Source organism: Sphingomonas sp. MA1305 (genome assembly GCF_016107325.1).
Classification (GTDB): Bacteria; Pseudomonadota; Alphaproteobacteria; order Sphingomonadales; family Sphingomonadaceae; genus Sphingomonas.
Genome location: NZ_RCVT01000001.1, coordinates 1256795 through 1277143, shown reverse-complemented (window position 1 = coordinate 1277143; position 20349 = coordinate 1256795). Strand labels below are relative to the sequence as shown.

Here is a 20349-nt window from a genome sequence, read left to right as displayed (position 1 = left end):
GCCCCTAAATGCCCCAGTACACGCCCCCCGTCCGCGACACCCGGTTCGTGCTCGAACACGTCGTCGGGCTGCAGAATTACGCCAATCTGCCCGGCTTCGATGCGGCCACGCCCGATGTCGTCGATGCGGTACTCGAAGAAGGTGGACGTTTCGTCGCCGAGGTTCTGTTCCCGCTCAACCAGTCGGGTGACCAGGAAGGCTGCACGCGTCACGACGACGGCAGCGTCACCACGCCCGCCGGCTTCAAGGACGCCTACAAGCAATATGTCGAGAGCGGCTGGGCGACGCTCGGCAACATGCCCGAATATGGCGGGCAGGGGATGCCGCACGTCGTCTCGACGGCGTTCCAGGAATATATGATCTCGTCGAACATGGCCTTCGCCATGTATCCCGGCCTGACCCATGGTGCGATCGCTGCACTGCTCGCGCAGGGCTCCGACGAGCAGAAGGCGATGTACGTCCCCAAGATGGTGTCGGGCGAATGGGGCGGCACGATGAACCTGACGGAGCCGCAGTGCGGCACCGATCTCGGCCTGATCCGCACCAAGGCGGAGCCGCAGGCGGACGGCAGCTATGCGATCACCGGCACCAAGATCTTCATCTCGGCCGGCGAGCATGACCTGACCGACAACATCATTCATCTCGTGCTCGCCAAGACGCCGGGCGCGCCCGACAGTTCGAAGGGCATCAGCCTGTTCGTCGTGCCCAAGGTGCTGGTCAACGACGACGGCTCGCTCGGCGAGCGCAACGCGGTCACCTGCGGCTCGATCGAGCACAAGATGGGCATCCACGCCAATTCGACCTGCGTCATGAATTATGACGGCGCCAAGGGCTGGCTGGTCGGCGAGGAGATGAAGGGCCTCGCCGCGATGTTCATCATGATGAACGCCGCGCGCCTCGGCGTCGGCCTGCAGGGCCTCGGCGTCGCCGAGGTCGCCTACCAGAATGCGGTGCAATATGCCGGCGACCGTCGCCAGGGCCGCGCGCTGACCGGCCCCAAGGAGCCGAACGAAAAGGCCGACACGCTGTTCGTCCACCCGGACGTGCGCCGCATGCTGATGGAGGCCAAGGCGTGGACGGAGGGGCTGCGCGCGCTCTGTCTGTGGGGCGCGCTCCAGGTCGACCTCGAGCACCACGCCGCGACCGAGGAGGACCGCCAGCTGGCGGCCGACCTCGTCGGTCTGCTCACCCCGGTCATCAAGGGTGTCGGCACCGACAAGGCCTATGAGGTCGCGACCAACGCGCAGCAGGTCTATGGCGGCCACGGCTACATCCAGGAATGGGGGATGGAGCAATATGTCCGCGATGCCCGCATCGCGATGATCTACGAAGGCACCAACGGTGTCCAGGCGATGGACCTGGTCGGCCGCAAGCTCGCCCAGAAGGGCGGCCGCGCGGTGCAGGCCTTCTTCAAGATCGTCGGCGAGGAAGCGGCGGCGGCCAAGGGCGACGAGGCCACGGCGGTGATCGCCGAGGCGCTCGAGAAGGCGCTCGGCCAGCTGCAGGCGGCGACCATGTGGTTCATGGCCAATGGCATGAAGAACCCGGAGAATGTCGGTGCCGGCGCGGTGTCGTACATGCACCTGACCGGTATCGTCGCGGTCGGCCTGATGTGGCTGCGCATGGCCAGGGCGGCGGCGGCGGTGCAGGCGGCCGGGGAGGGCGACGCTTCGTTCCTCGACGCCAAGCTCGTCACCGCGCGCTTCTTCGCCGAGCGGATCATGCCCGATGCGGGGGCGCTGCGCCGCAAGATCGAAGGCGGTGCGGAGACGATCATGGCGCTGCCGCCGGAGATGTTCCGCGCGGCGTGATGGCGCGTCCTCCCCCGCTTGGGCGTGCGGGGGAGGCGCGGCGTGGCGTTACGGCGTGCCGGTGGGCTTGGCGGATGTGGCGGCGGCCGGCTCGCCCTTGCGACGCACGCCGCCCAGCTCCGTCGGTCCACGCGGATCCGTAGTCGGTTTCGGCGTTGCGACCGGCGTCGCGGTCGGCGCGGCGGCGGGCGCGAGCAACACTTGCCGCTTCATGCACTGCGTCCGGTCGGGGCGCGGCAATTGCTCGCAATTCCAAAGGCTTTTTTCGACCCCGGCCGGGCGGTCGCGCAGATAGCTGAACGTCATCGCCGCCACCTGCTCCGATGAGAGCGGCAGGCTGGTCGGTACCTTCGCCGCGTCGAGCCAGGCGGAATATTTGCAGGTCGGCCGATCGCCACAGGTCTTGGCCGCGATCGCCGGAAAATCCTCCGCGAGCGTGGCGCGCGGCAACGCGACGAGAAAACTGTCCGCGGCCCCGCTCACCGGTGCCGGCGCCTCGCCGCTGCCGCCGGCGGTCGCCGCCTCGGCCAATGCCGCCTGCGCCTGCGCAAGGGCGGCGCCGGTCTTATGGGCATCGGACAAGGGCGCGAGCTGGGTTATCACCGGCTCACCGGCCACCAGCCGCCGGTTGAAGGCGGGCGGAGTGCCCCACCAGCCGCTCCAGCGGAAAAACAAATGGCTGTGCACCGCGACGATCTTGTCGAGACTGGCCTGCCAATAGGGCACCACCCAGTCGGTATGGTAATGGGTGGCATAGCCGACCGGCCGATAGACCGCGCCCGACAGCGCCATCTGGGCGACCGCGCGAGCGCGCCGCCACGCCGCATCGCCGGGCGACCAGCGGGTCAGCGCACCGTCGCAGGCGAAGGTGAACTGACAGCCGGTGCGTCGCTCCTGTCCCTCGAACACGACACCGCAGACCGTCTTGGGAAAGGCCGGGTGGCGCAGGCGGTTGAGCACGACCTGGGCGACGGCGCGCTCGCCGACCGCATCGTCGCCCGCCTCGTAGAGGACGCCGGCGGCCAGACAGTCGGTCGCCCGGGCGAGATCGTCGCCGCTGCCGGCATAGCGGAACGGCCGCGCCGCCGGATTGGGCGCGGTGGAAAAGGGCACCGACGCGTTGAAGGCGCGGGCCTCGTCCTGCGACAGATCGACCAGCCGCACCGGCTCGACCGGCGGCAGTTCGGCCGGCGGCACGACGCGGCGGGGCGGCAGGGCGATCCGCCGCGCCGGCGTCGCCGGGATCGCCGGCGGATGCGTCACGACCCAGCCGGGCACGGCCAGCGCTACCGCCGCCGTCGCCGCGAGGATGACGTGGATCGTCGCGCCGCGCGACGGCCGCGCCGGTCGCCGGGCGCGACCGGCATCGGTCGGCTCCGCCAGGTCGCCGGGACTGTCTGCGCCGGCAGCAGGCCCCGGCTTGCGTATCGGTGCGCTCACTGTTCGGGCAGGAAGTCCGGCACGGAGAGGTAGCGCTCGCCGTTATCGTAATTGAAGCCGAGCACGCGCGCGCCGTCGGGCAGGTCGGGCAGCTTCTGCAGGATCGCCGCCAGCGTCGCGCCGGACGAGATGCCGACCAGCAGCCCCTCCTCGCGCGCCGAACGCCGCGCCATGTCCTTGGCGACCGCGGCATCGACCTCGATGACGCCGTCCAGCACCTCGGTATGCAGGTTCTTGGGGATGAAGCCCGCGCCGATTCCCTGGATCGGGTGCGGCCCCGGCTGACCGCCGGCGATCACCGGAGAGGCGGCCGGCTCGACCGCGAACACCTTCAGCTCCGGCCAGTGCTGCTTCAACACCTGCGCGACGCCGGTGATATGGCCGCCGGTGCCGACCCCGGTGATCAGCACGTCGATCGGCGAATCGCGGAAGTCGTTGAGGATCTCCTGGGCCGTCGTGCGCACGTGCACGTCGACGTTGGCGGGATTCTCGAATTGCTGCGGCATCCAGGCGCCGGGCGTCTGCTCGACGATCTCGAGCGCCCGCTCGATGGCGCCCTTCATGCCCTTCTCGCGCGGGGTCAGGTCGAAGCTCGCCCCATAGGCCAGCATCAGCCGGCGCCGCTCCAGCGACATCGATTCGGGCATCACCAGCGTCAGCTTGTAGCCCTTCACCGCCGCGACCATCGCCAGGCCGACGCCGGTGTTGCCGCTGGTCGGTTCGACGATGGTGCCGCCCGGCTTCAGATCGCCCGACGCTTCCGCCGCCTCGATCATCGCCAGCGCGATGCGGTCCTTGATCGAGCCGCCGGGGTTCGACCGTTCGGACTTGATCCACACTTCGCTGTTCGGGAACAGGCGCTGGATCCGCACATGCGGCGTGTTGCCGATCGTTTCCAGGATCGTGTTGGCCTTCATGGCTTGGCTTCTCCGTGTTGGGGTTCGACCTGTAACATGTCGGGCGGATCGAAGGTCCGCGCCTGCCGTAGCTCGGGGAAAAGACGCGACCAGAGGAGCGTGACGACGATCGCCGCGCAGCCGCCGAACACCACCGCGCCGACCGGTCCGAGCAGCGACGCCATCAACCCGCTCTCCGCCTCGCCGAGCTCGTTGGATGCCGAAATGGTGAGCTGCGACACCGCACTGACCCGGCCGCGCATCGCGTCCGGCGTATGCAGCTGGATCAGCGACTGGCGGACGTAGACCGATACCATGTCGGCGCCGCCCGCGACGATCAGCGCGACGAGGCTGAGCGGGAACCAGGTCGACAGGCCGAAGGTCAGCACCGCCAGCGCGAACACGATCACTGCGATCAGCATCTTGACCCCGACGTTCGACTTCATCGGCCGGAACGAGAACCAGATCGCGGTGCTCGCCGCCCCGATGCCCATGCCGGCGGCCAGCACGCCCAGGCCCTGCGATCCGACATGCAGGATATCGCGCGCATAGATCGGCAACAGCGCGGTCGCCCCGGCGAGCAGCACGACGAACAGGTCGAGCGTGATCGTCGCCAGCACCAGCCGGTTGTTGCGGACGTATTGGAAACCGTCGAGGATGCGGTGGATCGGCCGCCGATCCTTCTGCGCCGGCGGTTGCGGCACCTTGCCGATCAGGAAGATGGTGGCCAGCGCCAGCACGAACAGGCCGGTGATGCTGGCATAGGCGACATCGGGATGGATGGCGTAGAGCAGCCCGCCGACGCTGGGCCCGGCGATCGACCCGACCTGCCAGGCGATCGACGAGATGGCGATCGCGGTCGGCAGGCTTTCGCGCGGGACGAGATTGGGGGCGAGCGCCGAATAGGCCGGCCCGGTGAAGGCGCGCGCCACCCCGATCAGCACCGCGGCGGCGAACAGCGCCGGCAGGGTCAGCGAACCCGCCCAGGTCAGCACCCCCAGCATCGCCGCGACGGCGACGATCAAGGCGGTGGTCGCACGCACGATCCAGCGGCGATCGACGCTGTCGGCAACCAGGCCGGTGACCGGCGTCAGCAGGAACAGCGGCACGAACTGCGCCGCGCCGATCATGCCGAGCAGGAACGCCGCCTGGCGGATGTCCATCGTCTGGCGCGCGAGACCGTAGACCTGCCAGCCGATGACGATTGCGAGTGCGGTCTGCGCGATCGTGCCGGACAGTCGCGACAGCCAATAGGCGCGGAAGTTGGCGATGCGGAACGGGTGGGTGGGCTTGTCCATCTGCGATGCGGTTTGGCGCGGGCGCGCGCAAAGGGCAACAAACTTGCGCTATCGCCGCGTGCGGTGAGGGCTGTCCTACACGCGACGGGTTTGCGAGGGTACAGGAATGGAGCACCCAACGCGTCATCGCCGGCAGACGTGCAGGTTCGCCGGCGCGCCTCTTCCACTTTCCCGGCGCCTCCCACTTCCCCGGCAAAGGCCGGGGGTCCACTTGGGGACGCTGCCAAATCGGCGCCGTCCGCCGCCACAGCAGCCTTTCCATCTCGACGCTGGCCTGCTCCGGGGGAAGAAGCAAAGGCCCGGCGATGAAAAACCCCGTTCAGGCGTCAATTCTGTCAAGACTCGCCGGGCAGCGGCTGGCCCGGAAACGCTACGTCACAGCCATCTTGAGCCAGGGAATTGATGTTCCCGCAGAAGCCGGACTATAGGCGCTCCCACATTCCCCCAGGACCGTTGAGGTAATCCGTGGCCAAATCGCCTGCCGCTCGTCCCGCCGAACCGCCGCTCACCAACCGTGAGCGACCGGCCGAACCCAAGCCGTTCGAGGCGAACAAGGACCAGCTGCTCGACTTCTACAAGCAGATGCTGCTGATCCGCCGTTTCGAGGAAAAGGCGGGCCAGCTCTATGGCCTCGGCTTCATCGGCGGCTTCTGCCACCTGTACATCGGCCAGGAAGCGGTTGCCGTCGGCCTGCAGTCGGCGCTGAATGGCGACACCGACTCCGTGATCACCGGCTATCGCGACCACGGCCACATGCTCGCCTATGGCATCGATCCCAAGGTGATCATGGCCGAGCTGACCGGTCGTGCCGCCGGCATCAGCCGCGGCAAGGGCGGGTCGATGCACATGTTCTCGACCGAGCATAAGTTCTACGGCGGCCACGGCATCGTCGGCGCGCAGGTCAGCCTCGGCACCGGCCTCGCCTTCAAGCACAAGTACAGCGGCGACGGCGGCGTCTGCCTCGCCTATTTCGGCGACGGCGCGGCCAACCAGGGCCAGGTCTACGAGAGCTTCAACATGGCGGAGCTGTGGAAGCTCCCGATCATCTTCGTGATCGAGAACAACCAATATGCCATGGGCACCAGCGTCAACCGCGCCTCGTCGGAAGACCAGCTCTACCGTCGCGGCGAGAGCTTCCGCATCCCCGGCATTCAGGTCGACGGCATGGACGTGCTCGCCTGCCGCGGCGCAGCCGAGGAGGCGCTCGCCTGGGTTCGTGCGGGCAAGGGCCCGGTCATCCTCGAGATGAAGACCTATCGCTACCGCGGCCATTCCATGTCCGACCCCGCCAAATATCGCAGCCGCGAGGAAGTGCAGGCGGTGCGCGACAAGTCCGACCCGATCGAGCACGTCAAGAAGCTGCTCGAAGGGCACGGCGTCGGCGAGGCCGACCTTAAGTCCATCGAACAGGAGATCCGCAAGGTCGTGAACGAAGCCGCCGATTTCGCCGAAAGCACCCCCGAGCCCGATGCGGGCGAGCTGTATACTGACGTGCTGGTGGAGAGCTACTGAGATGGCGATCGAGATCAAGATGCCCGCGCTGTCGCCGACCATGGAGGAAGGCACGCTGGCCAAGTGGCTCGTCAAGGAAGGCGACACGGTCAAGTCCGGCGACATCATGGCCGAGATCGAGACCGACAAGGCGACGATGGAGTTCGAGGCGGTCGATGAAGGCACGATCGGCAAGCTCGTCGTCGCGGAAGGCACCGACAATGTGAAGGTCGGCACGGTCATCGCGACCCTGCTCGCCGACGGCGAGAGCGCCGACGATGCCGCCGCCGCGCCCGCCGCGACCAAGGACGACGCGCCGCAGGGCGATGCCAAGGCCGACGAGACCAGGAAGCCCGACACGGTCGAGGATTCGGCCCATCCGGCGCAGGAAAAGGTCGAGACCGGCGCGCGCCAGCTGTTCGAAGCCGCCAAGCACGACGGCCGTCAGGATCCGTCGATCCCCGAAGGCACCGAGATGGTGAAGCTCACCGTCCGCGAGGCACTGCGCGACGCCATGGCCGAGGAAATGCGCGCCGACGACCGCGTCTTCGTGATGGGTGAGGAAGTCGCGCAATACCAGGGTGCCTACAAGGTCACCCAGGGGCTGCTCGAGGAGTTCGGCGACCGTCGCGTCATCGACACGCCGATCACCGAATATGGCTTCGCCGGCGTCGGCACCGGCGCGGCGATGGGCGGCCTGCGTCCGATCGTCGAGTTCATGACGTTCAACTTCGCCATGCAGGCGATCGACCACATCATCAACTCGGCGGCCAAGACCAACTACATGTCGGGCGGGCAGATGCGCTGCCCGATCGTGTTCCGTGGCCCCAACGGCGCGGCGAGTCGCGTCGGTGCGCAGCACTCGCAGAACTATGGTCCGTGGTATGCGAGCGTCCCCGGCCTGATCGTCATCGCGCCCTATGACGCGGCGGACGCCAAGGGGCTGCTCAAGGCGGCGATCCGCTCCGAAGACCCGGTCGTCTTCCTCGAGAACGAGCTGATGTACGGCCGTTCGTTCGAGGTGCCGAAGCTCGACGACTATGTCCTGCCGATCGGCAAGGCGCGGATCATGAAGCCGGGCAAGGACGTGACGCTGGTCAGCTATTCGATTGGCGTCGGCATCGCGCTCGAAGCCGCCGAGACGCTGGCGGGCGAGGGCGTGGATGCGGAGGTCATCGACCTGCGCACGCTGCGTCCGCTCGACAAGCAGACGGTGCTGAAGAGCCTCGCCAAAACCAACCGCCTCGTCGTCGTCGAGGAAGGCTGGCCTACCTGCTCGATCGCGTCGGAAGTGGCGGCGTTCGTGATGGAGGAAGGCTTCGACGACCTCGACGCGCCGGTGCTGCGCGTCACCGACGAGGACGTGCCGCTGCCTTACGCCGCCAACCTCGAGAAGCAGGCGCTGATCAACGCCGCCAAGGTCGTCGAGACGGTCAAGAAGGTGGTCTACAAGAAGTAAGGGGAGGGGGCTTCGGCCCCCCTCCAGCGCTGCTGCGCACGCAGGAGCCCATGGTCAGGCGCTGTCGATCGCGGCTCTGGGCCCCTGCGTCCGCAGGAACCCGGCTCAGTCCGCGGAGACGGGAATTCCCGACACCGCCTTCGCGGTCCGGATCGTCAGCGACGTCTTCACGCTCGCGACATTCGGTGCCGGAGTCAGATGCGTGGTCAGGATTTCCTGGAAGCTCTTCAGATCGGCGGCGACGATCTTGAGAATGAAGTCGATCTCGCCGTTGAGCATATGGCATTCGCGAATCTCGGGAATGCCCGCGACATGCGCTTCGAAGGCGGCGAGGTCGTGCTCCGCCTGGCTGCGCAGCGACACCATCGCGAACACGGTGATCGGGAAGCCCAGGCTGGCCGGGTCGAGATCGGCGTGATAGCCGCGGATCACGCCCGCTTCTTCCAATGCGCGAACCCGGCGCAGGCAGGGAGGGGCGGTCAGACCGACGCGCTCGGCGAGTTCGACATTGGTCATCCGGCCATCTGCTTGTAGATGGGCAAGGATCTGCCGATCGATCCGATCGAAGGACATTGCGCGCAACTCTCCCAAAACTCGCCGAACGACGACGACGGCTCCCCTTAGACATAAGAAAATTGCGGTGCAACGCAATTGTCCCACATTGCGACGGGCGGCAAATCGCTGCTTGCGCGGCGATTCCGCTTCGCTAGGACAGGACGAATGACGCGTCCCGACGGACGGGGCGCAGGAGCCGTGCGTGCGTTTCGATGACAGCCTCAAGACCGTGCTCTCCGCCGATATGGAGAGTGGGTTCGGCGCGCGTTCGGCGTGGCGGCAACTCGTCGACCTGATCGGTCGCGGCCGCGCCGCGCCGGATGAAGCCGCCCTGACGCGTCTGCGCGCGCTTCGCGAAATCGTACCGGTCGAGATCCGCGCCGCCAGCGGCCGAGCACTGGCCTTCGCGATGCCGCCGGCGCCGCTGGTCGCCTTGTTTGCCGAGGACGGCCTCGCCGTCGCCGCGCCGGTGCTGCGCACCGCACGGCTCGACGCGAGCGCGTGGCTCGATTTGTTGCCGAAGCTCAATCCAGAAGGGCGCGCGCTGCTTCGTCACCGTCGCGATCTGCCGCGCGAGGTGATCGATGGGCTCGCCGCCTATGAGGCGGTGGATTTCGTCCTCCCCGCCGCAGAAACGACGGCCACCGCGACGGAAAGCCAGCCAGCGGCAGAGGCTGAGCCCCTGCCCGACACGGTGCAGCCTCAGGGTGATGCGTCCGAACAGGACGTGCGTCCGGCACCATCCGTCATCAATATGGACGCGTTTCGCGACGCAGTGCCGGCAAGATCGCCGGCCCCGGCACCGGCGACGGAGCCGTCCGCCCCCGATCTCAGCCCGGCCCCGCACGGCGGCTTCCGCATCGCCGATGTCGTCGCGCGCATCGATGCCTTTCAGCGTCAGCGCGACGAGGCGCCGATCGCCGAACCGGCCGCGGAGCTGGACGCCTTCCGGTTCGAGACCGACGCGCAGGGGCTGGTCGTCGCCATCGATGGCGGGGCGCGCGGGGCGCTGATCGGCGTATCGCTGGCGGTGGCGATGCGGCAGGGGTCGGTGACGGTCGATACCGCGATCGTCGACGCCTTCCTGCGCCGACGGCGGTTCTCGGGCGCGCGGCTGGATATCGCCGGCCGGTCGGAGCTCGCCGGCGGGTGGCAGGTCGCTGGCCTGCCCCTGTTCGACAAGTCTGGCCGGTTTACCGGCTATCTCTGCACCACGCAGCGGCCGGCAGGCGGCGATCTGAACGAGGGCGCCGAGCGCCGGCGTGGTTCGGAACTCCTCCGGCAGCTCGTCCATGAACTCCGCACGCCGACCAATGCGATCGCGGGCTTTGCCGAGCTGATCGAATCGCAATTGCTGGGTCCCGTTTCCGACGCCTATCGCGGCCATGCGTTGACCATCCAGGCGCAGGCCGCCCGGCTGATCGGCGCGATCGAAGATCTCGATACCGCCGCACGGATCGAGGGCGAGGCGTTGGAACTGCACCCCGAACCGGTCCCGATCGAACCCCTGCTCGCGCGTGTCGCGCGCGACCTCTCCGCATTTGCCGACGCTCACAACACCGCCTTCGACCTCCACCCGATGGGCGGTCACGCCGCATTGACGGACAGCCGGGCCGTCGAGCGGCTGCTGTCGCGCATGTTGGCCGCTCTCGCCGGCGCGGCAGCACCGGGTGAGCGGATCGACATCGCCGAAGCGCCGGCTGACGACGGCGAGGTCGCGATCTGCTTCGCGCGTCCGGCGGCACTCGCTGCAATCATTGACGACGATTCGCTGCTCAGCCTTGGTGACCACGACGGTGGAAGCGACGGGCCTTTGCTCGGCGCCTCCTTCGGGCTGCGGCTCGCCCGCGATCTCGCACGCGAACTTGGCGGCGGCCTGTCGGTCGGCAAGCATTTGCTCACCTTGCGCCTCCCCGCCGCCGTTCCTGCCCTCGTCGGCGCGCCGGCCTGATCGTCACGCCGGTGCCGCCTTTCTGTCCGTTGCCACCCTCACCGGACGCGATCGTCGACTGGCCCGCCGATTTCGGCCGGCGCTACACGGTCTTCGTCGATGTCGAGGAGGAGTTTGACTGGACCGCACCGCTCAGTCGCGACCATCGCGCCGTCACGGCAATTGGCGCGCTTCCCGAGGCTTGCCGGCGCTTTCGCGACTGCGGCATCGGCCTGGCCTTCATGGTCGACTATCCGGTAACGGAGGACCCCGCTGCGTGCGACATCCTTCGTGAGGTGCTCGAAGAACCGCGAAACACGCTCGGCGCTCAACTTCACGCCTGGGTCAATCCGCCCTACTTTCCCGCATCGCCAGGTGACAGCTATGCGGGCAACCTGCCCATTGCGAACGAGGCGGCGAAGCTCGACGCGCTGACCGGGCGGCTCGAGCAGGCCTTCGGACGTCGGCCGCTCGTCTATCGTGCCGGACGTTATGGTCTCGGTCCCGCAACGATCAAATTGCTGGCGGAGCGGGGCTATCGCATCGACAGTTCGATGCGTGCGCGGTACGACTATACCGCCGACCTCGGGCCGGACTTCTCGCAAATCGGCAATGCCGCGTTCCGGACGGGAAATTTGCTCGAACTGCCGCTCACCACGGTGTTCACGGGCGCATGGCGCCGGCACGGCGGATCCTTATTTCCCCTGACGGGTCGCCTACCTCCGGTACGCGGCGTGGTGGCGCGCGCGGGCCTTCTGCAACGGGTCGCACTGACCCCGGAGGATATGCCGATTGAAGCTGCGCTAGAGGCGGTCGAGGTGGCGGCGGAGCGTGACGATCTGCGTCTGCTCACTTTCTCCTTCCATTCGCCTTCGCTGTCCCCCGGCCATACCCCCTATGTCCGTGATTCGGCGGATCTGGCGATTTTCTGGCGCTGGTGGAGCCGGATGTTCGAACAACTGGACCGGTTCGGCTATGCTCCGGCGTCGCTCGACGAAATCCTCCACGCCGTGGACAACATCTAGAAATATCTTCAATTTCTATCTTGAGTCGTCGGGCGAAAGCTTCGTTCGACAGTATAGTGCAAAGAATCATTTTGCGATGCGGCAATAGTCTGGCATGGGAAAGCCTCACCAGTGAAGGGGAGTTTTATGGTTTCGAAGGCTTTGATGGCGGTCGCGGTGGCCGCTCTCGCAGTGGCTCCGGCTGCCGCCGCTCCGGCAAACCCGGCCGCGAGCCTGTCGGTCGCCAAGTCGGTCCGCACCGGTTCGGCCTCGGCAAAGAAGAACGAGCTGGCAGGCGGCGGCCTGATCGTGGCCGTGATCGCCGCTGCGGCGGTTGTCGCGGGCATCGTGATCATCGCTGACGACAACAGCAGCAGCAACTAAGATCGCTGCGGCATAGCGGGGTTCCCAAGACGCACCGCGACGCCATCGTTGATCGCGCAAGGGGGGCTGCGGCCCCCCTTGTTGTACCTGCAATCGGTGCTCGGTTCACCGCCAGCCCAGCGCCGGTGCAACGTGGCGCAGGATGCTTTCAATAACATGGGTGTTGTACGCCACGCCCAATTGATTGGGGACGGTGAGCAGTAGCGTGTCCGCTTCCGCGATCGCCTCGTCGGCACGGAGCTGCTCGATCAGCGTGTCGGGTTCCGCTGCATAGGACCGGCCGAACACGGCCCGCATCGAGTCGATCACGCCGATCTGATCGCCGCCCTGCTCGCGGCCGAAGTAGGCGCGATCGCGGTCATCGACGATCGCGAAGATCGAGCGCGAGACGGAAACGCGTGGCGTTCGCGCATGACCGGCGGCGGCCCAGGCCTCACGATAGGCGCGGATCTGCTTGGCCTGCTGGACGTGGAACGGTTCGCCCGTCTCGTCGGCCTTCAGGGTCGAGCTTTGCAGGTTCATGCCCTGCTGTGCCGCCCAGACCGCCGTGGCGTTGGACGCCGATCCCCACCAGATCCGCTCGTTCAGTCCGGGTGCGTGCGGCTCCAGCCGCAACAGCCCCGGAGGATTGGGAAACATCGGGCGCGGATTGGGCCGTGCGAAGCCCTTGCCGGCAAGCAGCTGCAAGAACACTTCGGCATGGCGCCGACCCATATCGGCGTCGCTCTCGCCATCCGCCGGCGCATAGCCGAAGTAGCGCCAGCCTTCGATCACTTGTTCGGGCGAGCCCCGGCTGATCCCCAGCTGCAGCCGTCCGTTGCTGATCAGGTCGGCCGCGCCCGCATCCTCCGCCATGTAGAAGGGGTTTTCGTAGCGCATGTCGATCACGCCGGTGCCGATCTCGATCCGCTGTGTCTTGGCGCCGACCGCGGCGAGCAGCGGGAAGGGCGAGGCGAGTTGCTGGGCGAAATGATGGACGCGGAAATAGGCGCCATCGGCGCCGAGCTCCTCGGCCGCCACGGCCAGGTCGATCGACTGCAGCAGGACGTCCTGCGCGGAGCGGGTCGCCGAATGCGGGGTATCGGACCAATGGCCGAACGACAGAAAGCCAATCTTCTTCATCTTCTCGCATAGCTCCATGCGAAGCGCGTGCCATCGCTCGCGTTGGTTGAGGAGCGATGTAGGCTTGCAGCTACGAGAAAGCAGTGGCGCGGTGGTAAACCCAGCGTTTCGCTGGGCGGTCGTCTGTCTGGGGAGGTGGGCAGCGACCGGGATGCGCTGCTTGGCAGCGACGACAAGGTGATGCAAACCTCAATCTGTCAACGCTTTACTTGGTTAATGTAGTGATTTTCTAGTTAGGGAAGGCATCCCCGAATTTGTTTCGGAGTAATAAACAGAAGATTGGCGCGAAGGTAGTGCTTTGCTGCTTTTCCTTGTCAGGGACGCCATTGATGCCGCCACCCCGGCTTCGGCGGGGTGGCGGGGTAAACTTCCATGTCGCACGACCCGTGAAAAGAGCACGGCGTTCAACGCCCGCAGTGGGAAAAGCTCAGCCGCACGCATCCCGCCGAACCACGAGGAGGCGAACTTGCCGCAGGGCTTAATCCTGTCGAATCAAGGCGCTTTCTGCGACGATCAACGCCCCAGATAATGCGCGTGCGCGGCGTCGGTGGCGTTGATCGCCAGGATCGAGCGCGCGTCGCCCGGCGAGCGGACATGGCCGCGCCCGTCGCTGCTCGCGGCGATGACGCGACCGAGCAATTCCTGCCCCTCCTGCCACCAGCCGAGGCCGCTGGCGGCATTAAGATGCCCCTGCGCGCCCGCATCGATGAAATGGCTGCCCCAATTGGCGGCAAGGCTGTGCGCGCGATCGATCGTGATCCACGGATCGTCGCGGGAGGCGACGAGGATCGAGGGAAAGGGCAAGGGCGTCCGGGGCGAGGGGGCGAAGCCCTTCAGCGCGGCCGGCGCGTCGGAGCGGTCGACATCCGCCGGCGCGACCAGCAATGCCCCGGCGACCGGCCAGCCATAAGGCTGGGGGCTCAGTTCCGCCCACCACGCCACCGCCAGGCAGCCGAGGCTGTGCGCGGCCAGGATCACCGGCGCCTCCGCGGCGCGGATCGCCTGGTCGAGCTTGGTCACCCAGGCGTTGCGATGCGGCGTGTTCCACATGCCGAGTTCGACACGCACCGTGTCCGGCCGCGCCTCTTCCCACAGGCTTTGCCAGTGCGAGGGGCCGGAGCCACCCAGGCCAGGCACGGTCAGGATCGTCGGACCGGCCGATTCGAACATCGCGAAACCCGTCATCTTGCATCTCCCTCAAGGAAGGGCGTGACGAACGCATACCGTGCAGGAGCGGCTTCGTTCGGCACGCCCCCCAAGACCGAAAGTTATACCCACTATTCCGATGGGCAATAGCGACTGCGCCGAAGCGATGGCGGCATGCGGCGGGTGGATCGGCGACGATGATGCCGCTATGCGCACGGCATGGCGAAGACCCGCGTGGACCAGATGCTTGTCGATCGCGGCCTCGCCGAATCGCGGTCGCGCGCCCAGGCGCTGATCATGGCCGGGCTGGTGTTCGCCGGCACGCGCAAGGTCGACAAGCCCGGTCAGACGCTGCCGGAGGATGCGGCAATCGAACTGCGTGGTCGCGATCACCCCTGGGTGTCGCGCGGCGGCATCAAGCTCGCCCATGGCCTCGACCATTTCGGCTGGGACGTCGCCGGCGCGGTGGCGATCGACGTCGGATCGTCGACCGGCGGCTTCACCGACGTGCTGCTGAGCCGCGGCGCGGCGCGTGTCTATGCGATCGACAGCGGCACCAATCAGCTCGCCTGGAAGCTGCGGCAGGACCCGCGCGTCATCGTCCACGAACAGACCAGCGCCCGCATTCTGACCGCCGATCACATCCCGGAGCCGGTCGATCTGATCGTCTGCGACGCCAGCTTCATCGGCCTCGCAAAGGTGCTGGAACGCCCGATGCAGTTTGCGGCGACGGTGGCGAGGTTGCTGGCGCTGATCAAGCCGCAGTTCGAGGCGGGGCGTGACGAGGTCGGCAAGGGCGGGGTGGTGCGCGACCCGGCGGTGCATGCCCGCGTCTGCGACGCCGTCGTGTCATGGCTGACCGGGGCCGGCTGGACGGTGGCCGGCGTCACCCCCAGTCCGATCACGGGACCGGAGGGCAATGTGGAATTTCTGGTCGCGGCATCCCGTTTCGGACCGCAATCGGAACGATAATCGAACCGGACGCTTTACGAAGGCTGCGGGGCGGGGCAGAGCGCGATCTGTGCCATTCGGCATCGTGCGGTCGGGGTCCGTCGGCACCAACCAATCGGCTGTGCCGTCCGGCACACATCCAATCGGCTGTGCCGTCCGGCACAGGGGACAAGGAGTATCGGGTGAGCGTCGTCGCTTCCAAGGGTCAGTTGCGCATGTCGTTTCTGCGCTGGGCGGCCGTGAGCGTGCCGCTGATCCTGCTGCTCGGCTTCGCCTCGGGCCGGTCGGTGCCCGCCGGGGCGGAGAATGCCTGGTACGAAGCGTTGCGCAAGCCGGAGGTGACACCGCCCGGCTGGGTCTTTCCCGTTGCCTGGACGACGCTCTACGTGCTGCTCGGCCTTTCTCTGGCGATGATCCTCCATGCGCGCGGCGCGCGCGGGCGCGGCGTCGCGATCGGGCTGTTCGCGGCGCAGTTCCTGCTCAACCTCGCCTGGACGCCGCTGTTCTTCGGCATGCACAAGGTGCACCTTGCGCTGATCGTCATCGTCGGGATGCTGATCCTGGGCGTTGCGACGACAATTGCCTTTTCCCGAATCCGGGTGGTCGCGGCGTGGCTGCTGGTGCCGTATTTGGTCTGGATCAGCTTTGCCGGCGTGCTGACCTGGCGGATCGGGCAGCTCAACCCGGACGCGGAAACCCTTGTGCCTGCGGCGCATACGTCCCAGATGCTCTGACGACACGACGACCCGTACCGGAAAGACCCAGCATGCAGACCGAAAACCGCCTGTTCGATGATTTCGTCAAGTTCGTGAACGGCGCCGCCGGCACGCTGGCGGGGGTCGGCCGCGAGGCGGAATCGAGCGCCCGCTCGCGCGCCCGCGAATGGATCGGCGGGCTGGACTTCGTCAGCCGCGACGAATTCGACGCCGTCAAGGCGATGGCGGTGGCGGCACGCGACGAGGCCGACGCGCTGCGCGCCCGGCTGGATGCGCTCGAGGTTAAGCAGGGGGGCGCATCGGCCGATCCGCTGCCGACCGCCTGACTTTTCCACAGCTTTATCCCCGACCTTGTCCGCACCCCGGCCGGGGTGGGTTGCCGCGGCGATTTTGCCGCGGCAGCGTGACCGTGCGATAAGGACGCATGGCCATGCTCGATCACCCCGACCACGACCAGGATGCCGCCGCCCCCATCGACATGCTGGAGGCCTATTACGCCGCGCATGGCTGGGACAATGAGCGGCACGACGATGAGATCGTCGCGACGGTCAAGGGAAGCTGGACGACCTACGAGCTGCGCGCGCTCTGGCGCGAGGACGACAGCGTGCTGCAGTTCCTCGCCTTCCCCGACATCAAGGTCACCGACGATCGCCGCGGCGCGGTCTATGAGGCGATCGGTTTGGTCAACGAGCAATTGTGGATCGGCCATTTCGAATTGTGGTCATCGTCGGGCGTGCTGCTCTACCGCCATGCGGCGATGATCGACGGCGAAGATGCGGGCACCATGTCGCTGGGCGCGACCGAACTGCTGGTCGAATCGGCGATCGAGGAGTGCGAGCGCTTCTACCCCGTGTTCCAATTCGTGCTGTGGGGCGGCAAGACGCCGAAGGAAGCGCTGGCCGCCGCGCTGATCGAGACGCAGGGCGAGGCATGAGCGCGCTGCCGCAGGGCCGGATGCTGCTCGTCGGCGCGGGCAATATGGGCGGGGCGATGCTGCGCGGCTGGATCGCGGCCGGGCTGGACCCGGCGCAGGTCACCGTCGTCAGCCCGAGCGGCCGGCCGATGCCAGACGGCGTCCAGGTCGTGCCGGTGGTCCCCGCTGCCGGGGAAGGTGCGCCGTTCGACCTGATCATGCTCGGCTTCAAGCCGCAGCAGATCGGCGGATTTCGCGGCGGTCCGCTGACGGCGCATCGCCCCCGCATCCTCGTCTCGATCCTCGCCGGGGTCGAGGAGGCGACGCTGGCCGCGATGTGCCCCGCGGCCAACGTCGTCCGCGCGATGCCCAATCTTCCCGTGGCGATCCGGCAAGGCGTCGTCGCGCTGTACAGTTCGGCCGCCGATCCGGCGGCGCGATCCGATGTGCAGGCGCTGATGGCGACGCTCGGCCATGCCGAATGGATCGACGACGAAGCGCGATTCGACGACGTCACTGCGCTCGCCGGCTGCGGTCCCGGCTTCGTGTTCCGCTTCGCCGATGCGCTGACGCAGGCGGGTACCGCGCTCGGCCTGCCGCAGGAACAGGCGGCCCGGCTGACGATCGCGACGCTGGCCGGCTCGGCGGCAATGGCGGCGGCCTCGTCCGACACGCCACACGTCCTGGCCGACCGGGTCGCCAGCCCCGGCGGCTCGACCCGCGAAGGGCTCAACGTCCTCGATCGTCCCGATGGGCTGGTCGGCCTGCTGATCGAGACGCTGGCGGCCTCGGCGAAGCGCAATCGCGAGATGGCGGCCGCGGCACGCGGCTAGATTATCGGCCCGTCTCAATAGCCCAGTAGTTTGATATTGAATCGCAATAGCGTCGATATTAGTCCGCCCCTCCGATCCAGGGGGGGACGCGATGACACCTATTTTCCGCCTGCTGCTCGCCAGCGCTGCCGTGGCCATCGCCATGCCGAAGCCGGCCGTGGCGCAGGATCAGCAACCGTCGCCGCGGGACGCCACATCGTCCGACGATATCGTCGTCATCGGCGAGAAGTCGAACCGTCGCGTGCAGGACACGCCGACGAGCGTGGCGATCACCACCCCCGATCGAATCCGGCAGGAGAACCTCCTGCAGATCCAGGATATCTACGACCGTACCGCCAATGTGGGGCAGACCTGGGGCGCGTCCGGCTTTTCGATCCGCGGAATCAGCAATCGCGGCATCGGCGCCGGGGGCGCGGCCGACACGACGACCGTCTATGTCGACGGCGCGCCGATCCCGGCGCAGGCGCTGTTCGGCGGCCCGACTGATTTGTGGGACACGGCCCAGGTCGAAATCCTGCGCGGGCCACAGTCGACCATCCAGGGGCTCAACGCGCTGGCGGGGGCGATCATCCTGACGACACGCGACGCCTCGACCACCCAGACCAGCGCCGACGCGCGCGTCCTGTGGACCGATCATACGGCACGGACGCTGTCGGTGGCCGCCGGCGGACCGCTGATCCGCGATGAACTGGGCCTGCGCCTGTCGGCGGAGCGGCGTGCCGATCGCGGCATCGTCCGCAACCTGACCATCGACGATTTTGCCGACGCGCTGCGCTCGCTCAACCTGCGCGCCAAGCTGCACTGGACCCCCGCCGCGCTGCCGGGGCTGGACGTCCAGGCGACGGCGAACCGGGTGCGGCGGGACGGCGGCTATATGTTCCAGTATGTCGACGTCGACCAGCCAAACTATTTCGCCGATCGCCACGTCCGCGGCAATCAACCGGATCGCGGCTATGTCAGCAGCGACATCGCCGGTCTGACGATCGGCTATCCAATTGGCACCGGGCTGCACCTGAGCAGCACCACCTCGTTCAACCGAACCACGGCGATCATCGTCGCCGACGGTGACGGTACGCCGACCGACCGCCTGGTGTTCTTGAACGACAACAGCTTCCGGACCTGGACGGAGGAATTGCGGCTCAACATCGACGGGCCGCGGCTGAGCGGCGTGCTCGGCGCCTGGGCCTATAGCCGCGCCGGCGGCCTCGTCGCCGACAGCCGCGTGGCGGTGCCGACACCGGTCGGCACGATCGCCGGCCTGCTGCGGGCCGGAGGGTTTCCGGTTACCACGGCCAGCCAGCTCGCCACGGCTTATGCCCGCGCGTTGCCGTGGATCCCGCTTCATTACACCGCGGACCAGCCCGAGCGGGTGCGCAATGCGGCACTGTTTGGCGACCTGCGATTGCGCCTGACCGATCGCCTGTCGCTGCTCGCCGGTCTGCGCTACGACCACGAGGAAAATCGCTACGGGGCGCAGACCGATACCGCCTTCACCGGGCAGTTGCCCGATCCGTCGGCCTTCGCCACGCCCGGCACGCCAGTCTATGTGGCGGTGGGTGCGATCAACCGCGGCGTGCTGGCGATCGTAGCCGATGCGGCGGCCGCTCCGGCAAGCCGGGCGCGCCGCTTCGACGCCTTCCTGCCGAAGGTCGGCGTCAGCATGGCGTGGTCGCCCGATCTCTCGACCGCTTTCACCGTCCAGCGGGCCTATCGGTCGGGAGGCTCGTCACAGAATCCGGCGCGGGCCACGCTCGTGCCCTATGAGCCGGAATATAGCTGGAATTATGAAGCGTCCTTGCGCTCCCACTGGTGGGGAGGGCGGCTGTCGCTCAACGCCAATGTCTTCTACGTCGATTGGCGCCAGCAGCAAGTGGTCGCCTATTTCGGACGCAATGCCTATGACTATAACACGGTCAATGCGGCCGCGTCACACCTCTATGGCGGCGAGCTGGAGGTGCAGGCTCGGATCGACCGCCACTTCGATGCCTATGGGACCGCGGGCACGGTGCATACCCGCTACGATTCCTTCACCCTGCCGACGGGCTCGACCAGCCAGGTCGAATTGGCGGGGAGCCAATTTCCCTATGCGGCGCCCCTGACGCTGGCCGGTGGGATCGATGGCCATGCCGGTCGCTGGCGCGCCAATGTCAACGGTAATTACCGCGGGCCGGTGTTCACCGACATCGGCGCCCAACAGGGACGGTCACGCGTGCCGGGCCGGACCGTGGTCAACGCCCGGCTCGGCTATGATACGGGGGGATGGACGGCCTTCGCTTTCGCGCAGAATCTGCTCGATGCGCGCTACGTCCAATATCAAGCCTATGGCGTGCAGCGCGCGCTGCTCGGCGACCCACAGACCTTCGGCGCCGGATGGGAGCTTCATCTGTAGCGTCGGCCGGC

18 protein-coding genes are annotated in these 20349 nt (G+C 67.4%); 12 read left to right on the top strand and 6 right to left on the bottom strand.

The features are described from left to right. Window positions 1-8 precede the first annotated feature (8 nt). Window positions 9-1811 carry an acyl-CoA dehydrogenase C-terminal domain-containing protein gene (locus D9601_RS06420; protein ID WP_198353013.1) on the top strand — a complete coding sequence of 601 codons (1803 nt, stop codon included), beginning with the start codon at window positions 9-11 and terminating at the stop codon, window positions 1809-1811. A gap of 48 nt (window positions 1812-1859) precedes the next feature. On the opposite strand, the gene D9601_RS06415 is transcribed toward D9601_RS06420, so the two are convergent. Genes D9601_RS06415 through D9601_RS06405 form a run of 3 tightly spaced genes read right to left on the bottom strand, consistent with a single transcriptional unit; the run spans window position 1860 to window position 5445 of the window. Continuing rightward, window positions 1860-3251 carry a cell wall hydrolase gene (locus D9601_RS06415; RefSeq protein ID WP_332837908.1) on the bottom strand — a complete coding sequence of 464 codons (1392 nt, stop codon included), beginning with the start codon at window positions 3249-3251 and terminating at the stop codon, window positions 1860-1862. Continuing rightward, the gene (gene cysK / locus D9601_RS06410; RefSeq protein WP_198353012.1) at window positions 3248-4168 is read right to left on the bottom strand and encodes a cysteine synthase A; all 921 of its coding nucleotides are present in this window, start codon (window positions 4166-4168) and stop codon (window positions 3248-3250) included. The genes D9601_RS06415 and cysK overlap by 4 nt, the downstream gene beginning before the upstream one ends. Next, window positions 4165-5445, bottom strand: coding sequence for an MFS transporter (locus D9601_RS06405; protein WP_198353011.1), 1281 nt, complete (start codon window positions 5443-5445; stop codon window positions 4165-4167). The genes cysK and D9601_RS06405 overlap by 4 nt, the downstream gene beginning before the upstream one ends. Window positions 5446-5910: 465 nt before the next feature. Here D9601_RS06405 and pdhA point away from each other — a divergent pair, with 465 nt between their 5' ends. Together pdhA and D9601_RS06395 are read left to right on the top strand one after the other, a co-directional pair. Beyond that, on the top strand, window positions 5911-6957 hold the full coding sequence (gene pdhA, locus D9601_RS06400) for a pyruvate dehydrogenase (acetyl-transferring) E1 component subunit alpha (protein ID WP_198353010.1): 1047 nt from the start codon (window positions 5911-5913) through the stop codon (window positions 6955-6957). 1 nt (window position 6958) lies between these two features. Continuing rightward, on the top strand, window positions 6959-8395 hold the full coding sequence (locus D9601_RS06395) for a pyruvate dehydrogenase complex E1 component subunit beta (RefSeq protein WP_198353009.1): 1437 nt from the start codon (window positions 6959-6961) through the stop codon (window positions 8393-8395). 105 nt (window positions 8396-8500) lie between these two features. Here D9601_RS06395 and D9601_RS06390 read toward each other — a convergent pair whose 3' ends face one another. Further along, window positions 8501-8968, bottom strand: coding sequence for an Lrp/AsnC family transcriptional regulator (locus D9601_RS06390; RefSeq protein WP_198353008.1), 468 nt, complete (start codon window positions 8966-8968; stop codon window positions 8501-8503). Window positions 8969-9152: 184 nt separating this feature from the next. Between D9601_RS06390 and D9601_RS06385 the strand changes: the two genes are divergently transcribed. The 3 genes from D9601_RS06385 (at window position 9153) to D9601_RS06375 (ending at window position 12268) form a co-directional block, all read left to right on the top strand. Further along, window positions 9153-10901: a HAMP domain-containing sensor histidine kinase gene (locus tag D9601_RS06385; RefSeq protein ID WP_332837907.1), complete on the top strand. Its 1749-nt coding sequence runs from the start codon at window positions 9153-9155 to the stop codon at window positions 10899-10901. Window positions 10902-11122: 221 nt separating this feature from the next. Continuing rightward, window positions 11123-11905 carry a WalW protein gene (locus tag D9601_RS06380; RefSeq protein ID WP_232473840.1) on the top strand — a complete coding sequence of 261 codons (783 nt, stop codon included), beginning with the start codon at window positions 11123-11125 and terminating at the stop codon, window positions 11903-11905. A 126-nt stretch (window positions 11906-12031) separates the two neighbouring features. Further along, window positions 12032-12268, top strand: a complete 237-nt coding sequence (locus tag D9601_RS06375; RefSeq protein ID WP_198353007.1) for a hypothetical protein — start codon at window positions 12032-12034, stop codon at window positions 12266-12268. 105 nt (window positions 12269-12373) lie between these two features. Here D9601_RS06375 and D9601_RS06370 read toward each other — a convergent pair whose 3' ends face one another. Both D9601_RS06370 and D9601_RS06365 read right to left on the bottom strand, forming a co-directional pair. Continuing rightward, window positions 12374-13390, bottom strand: coding sequence for an LLM class flavin-dependent oxidoreductase (locus D9601_RS06370; RefSeq protein WP_198353006.1), 1017 nt, complete (start codon window positions 13388-13390; stop codon window positions 12374-12376). 513 nt (window positions 13391-13903) lie between these two features. Next, complete coding sequence (locus tag D9601_RS06365) at window positions 13904-14575, bottom strand: RBBP9/YdeN family alpha/beta hydrolase (protein ID WP_198353005.1); 672 nt, start codon at window positions 14573-14575, stop codon at window positions 13904-13906. A 180-nt stretch (window positions 14576-14755) separates the two neighbouring features. Between D9601_RS06365 and D9601_RS06360 the strand changes: the two genes are divergently transcribed. The 6 genes from D9601_RS06360 to D9601_RS06335 all read left to right on the top strand — a co-directional run bounded on the left by D9601_RS06360 (window position 14756) and on the right by D9601_RS06335 (window position 20338). Next, window positions 14756-15508: a TlyA family RNA methyltransferase gene (locus D9601_RS06360; protein ID WP_198353004.1), complete on the top strand. Its 753-nt coding sequence runs from the start codon at window positions 14756-14758 to the stop codon at window positions 15506-15508. A gap of 194 nt (window positions 15509-15702) precedes the next feature. Then, complete coding sequence (locus tag D9601_RS06355; RefSeq protein ID WP_198353423.1) at window positions 15703-16221, top strand: TspO/MBR family protein; 519 nt, start codon at window positions 15703-15705, stop codon at window positions 16219-16221. A gap of 32 nt (window positions 16222-16253) precedes the next feature. After that, window positions 16254-16529 carry an accessory factor UbiK family protein gene (locus D9601_RS06350; protein ID WP_198353003.1) on the top strand — a complete coding sequence of 92 codons (276 nt, stop codon included), beginning with the start codon at window positions 16254-16256 and terminating at the stop codon, window positions 16527-16529. A 98-nt stretch (window positions 16530-16627) separates the two neighbouring features. Beyond that, a complete protein-coding gene (locus tag D9601_RS06345) occupies window positions 16628-17137 on the top strand; it encodes a YbjN domain-containing protein (protein WP_443024703.1) in 510 nt (169 codons plus the stop codon). Beyond that, window positions 17134-17949 carry a pyrroline-5-carboxylate reductase family protein gene (locus D9601_RS06340; RefSeq protein WP_198353001.1) on the top strand — a complete coding sequence of 272 codons (816 nt, stop codon included), beginning with the start codon at window positions 17134-17136 and terminating at the stop codon, window positions 17947-17949. The genes D9601_RS06345 and D9601_RS06340 overlap by 4 nt, the downstream gene beginning before the upstream one ends. A gap of 91 nt (window positions 17950-18040) precedes the next feature. After that, a complete protein-coding gene (locus tag D9601_RS06335) occupies window positions 18041-20338 on the top strand; it encodes a TonB-dependent receptor (protein WP_198353000.1) in 2298 nt (765 codons plus the stop codon). Window positions 20339-20349: the final 11 nt, after the last annotated feature.